Source organism: Paractinoplanes ferrugineus (assembly GCF_016862195.1).
Lineage (GTDB): Bacteria > Actinomycetota > Actinomycetes > Mycobacteriales > Micromonosporaceae > Actinoplanes > Actinoplanes ferrugineus.
This window is the reverse complement of record NZ_BOMM01000116.1, coordinates 1-1,354: the sequence shown is the minus strand read 5'-3', so window position 1 is coordinate 1,354 and position 1,354 is coordinate 1. Positions and strand designations below refer to the sequence as shown.

Below are 1,354 nucleotides of genomic sequence, written 5' to 3'. Positions count from 1 at the left end.
TGTCGATGCGCGGGTTGCGGATGCCGGGGATCTCACCGAAGCGGGCTGCACGGCCGGTGGCGCCGTCCGGCTCGACCGGGATTGCGCGGGTGACGAGCTGGTTGCCGTCGTGCGCCTGCCAGGTGAGGGCGACGGTCTGCGTGGTGATCGCGACGGTGGTCATCATTTCCCCTCAAGGGCTCGGTAGTGGTCATAGAGCGGTGCCGCGTCGGCGAGCCGCTGGTCGGCGGGGGAGCGGACCTGGCCCGGCGCGTACTGGCCGTACTCGCTCTCCTGCTGGAGCTGCCTGCCGATGGCAAGGATGTCGGCAGCGCGTTGGGAGCTGGTCGACCGACGTCCGTTGTTGTTCGGCACAGCGCCCTTGCGGGCCGTGTAGCCGACCGCCTTGTGCCGGCCGTTCGCCGCAGGGAACGTGCAGTGCTTGCAATCGGGGGAGCCGTCGTTCTTCGACTCGAAAGCGTGGGCGTCGGCGAGGTGCTCTGGAGAGAAGATCGGCTCCGGGTGAAGTGCTTCCAGAACCTCGGCGACAAGTCCGGGAAGGTCTCCGGCTTTAGTGACCGTTCGCCACCAGGCGGGTGAGCGAGGCTGATGCCTGACAATCATCTCTGCTTCTACGTCGGTGAGATCTTCTGAAGGGCAACCCGCATCGAGGAGTAGGCGGTGGATCGGGGTGTGTTCTTGAGCTTCTGGTTTCTGCGAAGCAACCTCGATCTCTCTCTCGGTTCGGGGCGCCGGGACGATCGCAGCCGTCGGCGGATCGTCTTCGCGCGGAGAGAGAGATGAGGTGTTTTTTGAGGGAAGAACTTTGAGGAGAAGGGGTGGACTCTCGTCCAGGCTTTGAGCCTCATTGCCTGGACCCTCGTCCAGGCTTTGGCGGACGCTCGTCCAGGCTTTGTGACTAGCCACCTCGGTAAAGCCTGGACTCTCGTCCACCCTTTGCGGGGTGAGGCGAGGCAGCTTGAAGGTCGTCTGCTTGCCCTTGAACGCAAACACTGGCTTGCCGTCCTTCACCGCATGCGGCACGCGAACCTCCAACCCCTTCTTGGCGAGCGAACGGAAAACCTTGGTCAGCGACTCCGGAGTAACGCCGACTCGGCGAGCGAGTTCTTCGGCATCCCAGCCGTCGCGGTAGTAGGTCATGCGGGTTTCGGTCCGGCAGCTCTCGGCGATCACCACCAGCGTCAGGCGCTCGGTGGGATTCAAGTCCGCCGGTGCGTGTTTGATGACCTCGACCATCAGCTCAACACTCACGGCCACCGCCGATCCGGCACTGCGCACGAGTGCACGGCAGCGCGGATGCGTCGTACGATGACGTCACGAGGAAGTGGCCTTTCGAGGTCGTCGCGCCGGGGTC

Annotated in this window: 1 protein-coding gene; it reads right to left on the bottom strand. The window is 64.5% G+C overall.

Going from position 1 to position 1,354, the window contains the following annotated elements:
* Positions 1-162: 162 nt before the first annotated feature.
* On the bottom strand, positions 163-1,236 hold the full coding sequence (locus Afe05nite_RS43480) for a helix-turn-helix domain-containing protein (protein WP_203823220.1): 1,074 nt from the start codon (positions 1,234-1,236) through the stop codon (positions 163-165).
* Positions 1,237-1,354 lie beyond the last annotated feature (118 nt).

Bases quoted from the DNA above. Each gene is read 5' to 3' on its own strand.
- Afe05nite_RS43480 (WP_203823220.1), bottom strand. From the start codon at position 1,236: ATGGTCGAGGTCATCAAACACGCACCGGCGGACTTGAATCCCACCGAG.